This is a genomic window from Streptomyces sp. NPDC054863, from assembly GCF_053610825.1.
Genome location: NZ_JBSGZD010000347.1, coordinates 1 through 7851, shown reverse-complemented (window position 1 = coordinate 7851; position 7851 = coordinate 1). Strand labels below are relative to the sequence as shown.

Annotated in this window: 8 protein-coding genes; 4 read left to right on the top strand and 4 right to left on the bottom strand. The window is 70.2% G+C overall.

The genetic code is table 11. From position 1 onward, the window contains the following. Nucleotides 1-48: 48 nt before the first annotated feature. Nucleotides 49-834: a glucosamine-6-phosphate deaminase gene (gene nagB, locus ACWGIG_RS34640; protein ID WP_453325667.1), complete on the bottom strand. Its 786-nt coding sequence runs from the start codon at nt 832-834 to the stop codon at nt 49-51. Nucleotides 835-1080: 246 nt separating this feature from the next. On the opposite strand from nagB, the gene ACWGIG_RS34635 reads away from it, so the two are divergent. Continuing rightward, nucleotides 1081-2160 carry an SIS domain-containing protein gene (locus ACWGIG_RS34635; RefSeq protein ID WP_453325666.1) on the top strand — a complete coding sequence of 360 codons (1080 nt, stop codon included), beginning with the start codon at nt 1081-1083 and terminating at the stop codon, nt 2158-2160. A 26-nt stretch (nt 2161-2186) separates the two neighbouring features. Here ACWGIG_RS34635 and ACWGIG_RS34630 read toward each other — a convergent pair whose 3' ends face one another. After that, nucleotides 2187-2945: an SDR family oxidoreductase gene (locus ACWGIG_RS34630; protein WP_453325665.1), complete on the bottom strand. Its 759-nt coding sequence runs from the start codon at nt 2943-2945 to the stop codon at nt 2187-2189. An 81-nt stretch (nt 2946-3026) separates the two neighbouring features. On the opposite strand from ACWGIG_RS34630, the gene ACWGIG_RS34625 reads away from it, so the two are divergent. Further along, nucleotides 3027-3632 carry a TetR/AcrR family transcriptional regulator gene (locus tag ACWGIG_RS34625; protein ID WP_453325664.1) on the top strand — a complete coding sequence of 202 codons (606 nt, stop codon included), beginning with the start codon at nt 3027-3029 and terminating at the stop codon, nt 3630-3632. Nucleotides 3633-3951: 319 nt separating this feature from the next. Next, nucleotides 3952-5418 carry a sensor histidine kinase gene (locus ACWGIG_RS34620; RefSeq protein WP_453325663.1) on the top strand — a complete coding sequence of 489 codons (1467 nt, stop codon included), beginning with the start codon at nt 3952-3954 and terminating at the stop codon, nt 5416-5418. Nucleotides 5419-5588: 170 nt separating this feature from the next. Here ACWGIG_RS34620 and ACWGIG_RS34615 read toward each other — a convergent pair whose 3' ends face one another. Then, the gene (locus ACWGIG_RS34615) at nt 5589-5846 is read right to left on the bottom strand and encodes a WhiB family transcriptional regulator (protein ID WP_004937597.1); all 258 of its coding nucleotides are present in this window, start codon (nt 5844-5846) and stop codon (nt 5589-5591) included. Nucleotides 5847-6181: 335 nt separating this feature from the next. Continuing rightward, a complete protein-coding gene (locus tag ACWGIG_RS34610; RefSeq protein WP_453325662.1) occupies nt 6182-7153 on the bottom strand; it encodes a diacylglycerol/lipid kinase family protein in 972 nt (323 codons plus the stop codon). A gap of 134 nt (nt 7154-7287) precedes the next feature. Between ACWGIG_RS34610 and ACWGIG_RS34605 the strand changes: the two genes are divergently transcribed. Continuing rightward, complete coding sequence (locus ACWGIG_RS34605; protein ID WP_453325668.1) at nt 7288-7728, top strand: hypothetical protein; 441 nt, start codon at nt 7288-7290, stop codon at nt 7726-7728. The last annotated feature ends 123 nt before the right edge of the window (nt 7729-7851 follow it).

Genomic DNA, 7851 nt, shown 5'->3' with positions numbered 1-7851 from the left:
CTGCGGGGCCCGGCCTCTCGTACGTAACTCACCTACTGCGTGCGGGAGTTAGAGCCCCTGCCACACCGGCTTGTTCGCGTACGTGTGACGGAAGTAGTCCGCCAGCTTCAGCTTCGACGCGGCGGCCTCGTCGACGACCATGGTCGCGTGCGGGTGCAGCTGGAGCGCGGACGCCGGTACGAGCGCGGAGAGCGGGCCCTCGACGGTCTGCGCGACGGCCTCGGCCTTACCCTCGCCGGTGGCCAGCAGCACCAGGTGGCGGGCGTCCAGGATGGTGCCGATGCCCTGGGTGATGACGTGGCGCGGGACCTGGGCGGTGTCGCCCTCGAAGAAGCGCGCGTTGTCGTCGATCGTCTGCTGGGTGAGCGTCTTGATGCGGGTGCGCGAAGCGAGCGACGAGCACGGCTCGTTGAAGCCGATGTGTCCGTCGGTGCCGATGCCCAGGATCTGGAGGTCGACGCCGCCCGCCTCGGCGAGCGCCCGGTCGTACGCCACGCAGGCCGCCTGCACGTCGTCGGCGGACCCGTCGGGCCCGAAGAACGACGCCTCGGTCAGCCCCAGCGGCTCCACGACCTCGCGCAGCACGGTCGCCCGGTACGACTCGGGGTGTCCGGCAGGCAGACCCACGTACTCGTCGAGCTGGCAGATGCGGGCGCGCGAGGCGTCCACCCCGCCGCCGCGCACCTTGGCCGTCAGGGCCTGGTAGATGGGCAGCGGGGACGAGCCGGTGGCCACACCGAGCAGGGCGTCGGGCTTGTTGCCCAGCAGGTCGGCGATGCTCTGCGCGATGAGCTCGCCGCCCGCCCTGGCGTCCGGAACGATGACAACTTCCACGCTGATGCCTGCCTGTCTGTGTGGAGGTGGGAGACCGTGTGCCGAGAGGACTGAACGATCTGTGGTATAGACCAATCTAGCAGAGGAGGGCCGAAGCCCACCCTCCTTCGCGGCGTCCTCCCGCTGGCGGGTGCACGAACTCCCATGGTCGACTGAGGTGCAGCGTCCGTCATCTTGGGCGACGCGGCGCCCGTCGTCCTTCGGTCGCGGCGTCCGTCGTCCTGAGCACGTCCGGGAGGCCCCCTCATGCCCTCTGCCGAGAAGCCCGGTACGCCCTCCGCCGAGCGACCGGGGCGGATCATGGCCGGCGAGATGGCCGAGCAGCCCGCCGTGCTGCGCCGGATCCTCGACGAGGCGGCGCCGCGCATCTTCGCCACGGCGCAGTCGATCGCCGCGAAGAGCCCCCGCTTCGTCCTGCTCACCGCGCGCGGCACCTCCGACCACGCGGCCCTCTACGCCAAGTACCTCCTCGAAATCCAGATGGGCCTGCCCTGCGGCCTGACCTCGATGTCCACGACCACGGCGTACGGCGCCCGCCCGGTCCTGCGCGACGTCCTGGTCATCACCGTCAGTCAGTCCGGCGGCTCCCCGGACCTCGTCGCCTCCACCCGCGCCGCCCGGGAGGCGGGGGCCGTCACCCTCGCCGTCACCAACAGTCCGGACTCCCCGCTGGCCGCCGTCTCCGAGCACCACATCGACATCCTGGCGGGCCCGGAGAAGGCGCTCCCGGCGACCAAGACGTACACGGCGTCGCTCCTGGCCCTCTACCTGCTGGTCCAGGGCCTGCAGTCGGCCGAAGGCACGGCGGCGGCCCGCGCACTCCCGGACCTGGCGGCCGGGATCCTCGCCCGCCGGGAGGAGGTCCGCGACCTCGCCTCCCGCTACCGCTTCGCCGAACGCATGGTCATCACCTCGCGCGGCTACGGCTACCCGACGGCCAGGGAAGCCGCCCTCAAGCTCATGGAGACGAGCTACATCCCCGCCCTCTCCTACTCCGGCGCCGACCTGCTGCACGGCCCCCTCGCCATGGTCGACAACATCTCCCCGGTGATCGCCGTCGTCACGTCGGGCTGCGGCGGCGAAGCCCTCCAGCCCGTCCTCGACCGGCTGCGGGGCCGCGGCGCGGACCTCTTCGTGGTCGGCCCCAAGTCCCAGGTGGAGGAGGCCTCTTCGGGCTTCGTGCTCCCCACGGACGGCGTCCCGGAGGAGCTCCAGCCGATCCTGGAGATCCTGCCGCTGCAGATGCTGGCGTACGAGATCACCCTGGCCCGGGGGCAGGACCCGGACGCGCCGAGGGCGCTGGCGAAGGTGACGGAGACGCGGTAGCGGGCCGGGGGGCCGCATCCGGTGGCTTACGGGAGGGAGCCGCCCGTCACGTCCATCCAGTGGCCCGTCACCCAGCGCCCCTCGTCCGACGCCAGGAACGCCACCGCGTCCGCGACGTCGGCCGGCTCCCCGACCCGTCCCAGCGCGGACATCGACGCCGCCCACTTCCACGCCTCCTCGCTCTCGCGCAGCCACGCGTTGTTGTCCGTGTCGATGATTCCCGGCGCGACCGAGTTCACGGTGATCCCGCGCGGCCCCAGCGTCTTGGACAGGTCCCGGGTGAAGACGTCCAGCGCGCCCTTCGTCATCGCGTACGCGATCAGGTCGGGCATGACGGACGCGTGCGAGAGCCCCGAGGAGATGTTGATGATGCGGCCCCCGTCGCGCAGCCGCTCCGCCCCCCACCGGGCAAGGAAGAAGGGCGCCTTGACGTTCACGGCGAAGAGCGTGTCGAACGCGGCCTCGCCGATCGAGGCGAAGGAGTCCGACGTCCCGATGCCCGCGTTGTTGACCAGGATGTCCAGACCGTCCGCATGCCGGTCGAACTCCGCCCACAGCGCCTCCGCGTCCCCCGGCGTCCCCAGCTCCTGGCCGATCGCGAAGGCGGACCCGCCCGCCGCCTCGATGACGCCGACGACCTCCTTCGCCGCGGTCTCGTTCGTGCCGTAGTGCACGGCGACCCGCGCCCCGTCCCTGCCGAGCCGTTCCGCGATGCCCCGCCCGATGCCCCGGCTGCCGCCCGTGACCAGTGCCGTCCTGCCGTCGAGCTTCTTGAGCGTGCTCATGGCTACGCCCCCCTCTTTCTCTAGCGGTCGCTACAGAAAGGACCATAGCACATAGCTAACGACCGCTATAGAATGAGGCGCATGGCAACGGAACCCACGAAACAGCGCGGCCGGCCCCGCTCCTTCGACCGGGCGGCGGCGCTGGAGAAGGCCACTCTGGCGTTCTGGGAGCGCGGCTACGAGCCGACCTCGGTCGCCGACCTCACCCGCGCGATGGGCATCGGCGCCCCCAGCCTGTACGCCGCCTTCGGCGACAAGAAGGCCCTCTTCGCGGAGGTCGTGGGCGCGTACGCGCAGACCCACGGCGCCTTCGCCGCCCGCGCCCTGGAGGAGGAGCCCACCGCCCGCGCCGCCATCGGCCGCCTCCTGCACGAGGCGGCCGCCGAGTACACCGACCCGGCGCACCCGCGCGGCTGCATGGTGATCTCCGCCGCGACCAACTGCGCGACGGCGGAGGTCGAGGAGTCCCTGCGCGAGCGCCGCAACGCCAACCTCGACGCCTTCGAGTCCCGCATCCGCGCGGACGTCGCGACCGGCGAGCTCCCGCCCGGCACGGACGCCAGGGCCCTCGCCCGCTTCTCCGGCGCCGCACTCCAGGGCATGTCGCAGCAGGCCCGCGACGGGGCGGACAAGGAAGAACTGGAAGAGGTGGCGGCCCTGGCGATGCGGGCCTGGCCGGAGAGGTGAGGGGGCGGCCGGGAGAGATCCGCCCGGGGGCCCGGGGCGTCCCCCGAAAGACCCGCGGGCCACGGCGCCCGGCGGGACCCTCGGCCCACCCGGCACCGCAGCCCGGAGTTGCGTCGGCCGACGGTGTGCGGTGCCTTCGGCCGTGTGGAGGGGCGGGCGCAGTCAGGGCAGAGAGCGCTTCGTCCCTCGATTTCACCCTCCTGTGCGGGGAGGATGAAGCTTTGCCCGGCCATTGTGGACTAGACCACTAGTCCCTGTCTATGGATGTGCACCGCCAGTTGTCCGTGAGGTTACGGGTATGTTCGTGCATGTGCCCTCCATGAACGATCTCGTACGCCAGCACACCGCCCTCAGCGAGTCCGACCTAGAGTGGCTCCACCTGCTGGTCTCGGAGTGGCAGCTGCTCTCCGACCTGTCCTTCGCCGACCTCGTCCTGTGGGTCCCCACGCTCGACGGCACCCGTTACGTCTCCGTGGCGCAGATGCGGCCGAACACCGGCCCCACCTCGTACCACGACGACATGGTGGGCCACCTCGTCCCGCGCGGCCGGCGCCCGCTGCTCGACGCCGCTCTCGACGAGGGCCGCATCGTGCGCGAGGGCGACCCCGAGTGGCGCGAGGAGGTTCCGGTCCGGGTCGAGTCGATTCCGGTACGGCGCGAGGGGCGCGTGCTCGGCGTCATCGGCCGCAACACCAACCTCCTCACCGTGCGCACGCCGAGCCGGCTGGAGCTGACGTACCTCCAGAGCGCATCCGACCTCGCCCAGATGATCGCCGCCGGTTCGTTCCCCTTCCCCGGCCAGCAGGTCGACATGGACGCGTCCCCGCGCGTCGGCGACGGCCTGATCCGGCTCGACGCGGAGGGCATCGTGCAGTACGCGAGCCCCAACGCCCTCTCCGCGTACCACCGCCTCGGCCTCGCCTCCGACCTGGTCGGCCACCACCTCGGACAGACGACCGCCGAACTCGCCCCGTCCCGCGGCCCGGTCGACGAAGCCCTGGTCAAACTGGCCAGCGGCTACGCCCCGCGCGAGACGGAGGTCGAGGGCAGCGGGGGAGTGATCCAGCTCCGCGCCATCCCGCTCAAGCCCAAGGGTCCCCGCATCGGCTCCCTCGTCCTCTGTCGCGACGTGACGGAACTCCGCCGCCGAGAGCGGGAGTTGATCACGAAGGACGCCACCATCCGGGAGATCCACCACCGGGTGAAGAACAACCTCCAGACGGTTGCCGCCCTGTTGAGACTCCAGTCCCGCAGGATGGACTCCGACCAGGGGCGGGAAGCGCTCAACGAGGCGGTACGGCGCGTGGGTTCGATCGCGATCGTCCACGAGACGCTGTCCCAGAACCTGGACGAGCGCGTCGAGTTCGACGAGATCGCCGACCGGGTGCTGGCGATGGTCGCCGAGATCTCCCCGGGGAAGGTCACCTGCCGCAGGACCGGACGGTTCGGAATCCTGGACGCGGAGGTCGCCACCCCCCTCTCCATGGTCCTGACGGAGATTCTGCAGAACGCCCTGGAACACGGGTTCACCCAGGGCGAGCAGGGCACCGTCGAGGTCTCCGCACTGCGCGGCGGCACGTCGGCCGAGGCGCGGCTGCTGATCACGGTGCTGGACGACGGGCGCGGACTGCCCGAGGGCTTCGACCCGCAGCGGGCCGGCAACCTGGGCCTGCAGATCGTACGGACGCTGGTGGAGGGCGAGTTGGGCGGAAGCTTCGACATGGTCCCCGGCCCGGAGCGCGGCACCCGGGTGGTGCTCGACATCCCCGTACGGACGCAGAAGTAGTCGCCGTACCGCAGCAGCGGACAGCGAAGAGCCCCGTACCGGGATACCGGTACGGGGCTCAACTGCTCACGCGTTACTGCGCATTGGGGGGTACTGCGCGCTGCGATTCGGGGGCGGTGACTGCATACGCGCTGTATGCGCCGCCGAGCTCAGGCTCGAAGCAGGGTGGGTCAGGCGGTCGCGTTGCGCGCCCGGTTGCGAGCGGCACGGCGCTTCATTGCGCGGCGCTCGTCCTCGCTGAGTCCACCCCAGACACCCGAGTCCTGGCCGGACTCGAGCGCCCACTGCAGGCACTGCTCCATGACGGGGCAGCGGCGGCAGACGGCCTTGGCTTCCTCGATCTGCAGCAGCGCAGGACCGGTGTTGCCGATGGGGAAGAACAGCTCCGGGTCTTCCTCACGACAAACGGCGTTGTGACGCCAGTCCATGGCTGCTACCTCTCCTTGATGATCTGGATGACCTAGATGTCAAACACATTGCTTGTGAATGTGAACGCTTTCACGAATCCCCTCACGAGGGAAGGGCCGACTTCCAGTGAGCACTGGTTGTGGTCCTGTGTGTGAGGAGGGATTCTGGTTCTCAGGGAGGCCGGTGTTGCGGGCCGTCCCGATCGCCATGAAGAGACTCGCAAACCTCGACGACGGATACAACCCCTTCCGAGAAGTTTTTTTTGATTCCTCGGTGTCGGCTAGGTCACAGCCGTACTTCCATGGGGTGGATGGCAGTCCGTACGTTCGAGATAAAGGACTTTCGGCTCTTCCACTCACACAATCACACGCAGTGCACGGCGAACGCCTGTGAACGCGACGCTCGTACGCAGCCCAAGGTGGTCACCGTCCATTTGAAGGGGCAGTGGGGCCTTCGAATGCAAGGTGAAGTCCGTCAGGTCATGCAGGGTGACGGCGTGCTTACCGTGCGGGCCGCGTTCCGGCGTGGAGGTGAGGAGCTGGGTCGCGTAACGCGTCACCGCCGGGGTGGAAAGACGGCTCAGTCCGAGCACGTCCAGGGCGGTGTCGAAAGAAGCCTCCGGGGAGGCGTACAGCGGACGATTCCCCAGGTAGGTCCAGGGGGAGGTGTTGCAGACTATCGACAGAACGAGGTCCCTCACCGGCTCCTCACCGGGCCTCTCCAGAGAAATCACACCGTGTCTCCGGTGCGGCTCCTCCAGGAATTGACGGACCACCTGGCGCAGATACAGCGCATGCGTCGAACGCTTTCCGCGCTCGCGCTGTTGTTCGACCCGGCCGATGACTCCCGCGTCGAATCCGAGCCCCGCGCAAAAGGTGAACCAGCGTTCCGGGACGGCTTCGTCCTCCGTTCCCGGTACGCCCTTTGTGAGACCGAGGCTCACTGTGCGTTCGCTTCCGGTACGCAGTGCGTCCAAAAGGGCGCCGGTCGCCTCTACCGCGTCATTGGGAAGACCGAGCGCGCGGGCGAAGACATTGGTGGAACCGCCGGGGACGACCGCGAAACCGGGCAGGCGGTCGAGGTCGGGTCCGTCGTGCAGCAGGCCGTTCACGACCTCGTTGACGGTGCCGTCGCCGCCGAGGGCGACGACCAGATCGATGACGTCCGCACTGTCGGCGGCCCGCCGGCCCAGATCGCGGGCGTGGCCGCGGTACTCGGTGGTGACCGTCTCCAGCTTCATCTCGCTGGCCAGGGCGTGGATCAGGACGTCCCGGGTGCGGGCACTGGTGGTGGTTGCTGCCGGATTGACCACGAGGAGTGCGCGCATGCCGTGCAGATTACCGGCCGCCCGTGCGCCGGTCGTCCTCCGGTACGACCGCCCGGCTCCCGGCAGCCGTCGGCCGTTACCCTGCAAGGGTGAGTAAAAAGCCCGCCAAGAGGCCGCAGAAGCAGGCCGAAGCGCTGCCCGAGCCGCTCCCCGAATCGCCGGTCGTGCCGCACCCCGCCACGCCCCGCCCCGCCCGGCTGGGCGCCGCGGCGGCGCTCGCCGCGTTGGAGGGTCTGGCGCTCGTCACGGTCGGTCTCTCCATGCTGGTGATGGGCCTCTTCGGCAGCCCCGACCGGCCGGAGCAGGCCGAGATGGGCGGGCTCACCCTGATCGCGCTCGCCGTGCTGCCGCTGCTCGCGGCGAACGGACTGCGGCTGCGGCGGAGCTGGAGCCGGGGGCCCGCGATGATCACGCAGCTGATGGCGCTGCCGGTCGCGTACACCCTGATGACGACGGATGCCGCCTGGTCGATCCCGGCGGGCATCGCGCTCGCCGTGGTGGCAGTCGTCTCGCTGGCGCTGCTGCTGAACCCGGCGGCCGTCGACGCGCTCGGCATCAAGAGGGGCCCGCGGTAGCGCTCCGCCAGGCGCTCCGCCGGGGTGTGCCGGGACGGGTCGTCGGTCGGGTGCGGGTCCGTTGTGGCCGGGCGCGCTCACGCGGCGGAGCCGCATGTCCGATGAAGCCCCGCGCCCCTGAAG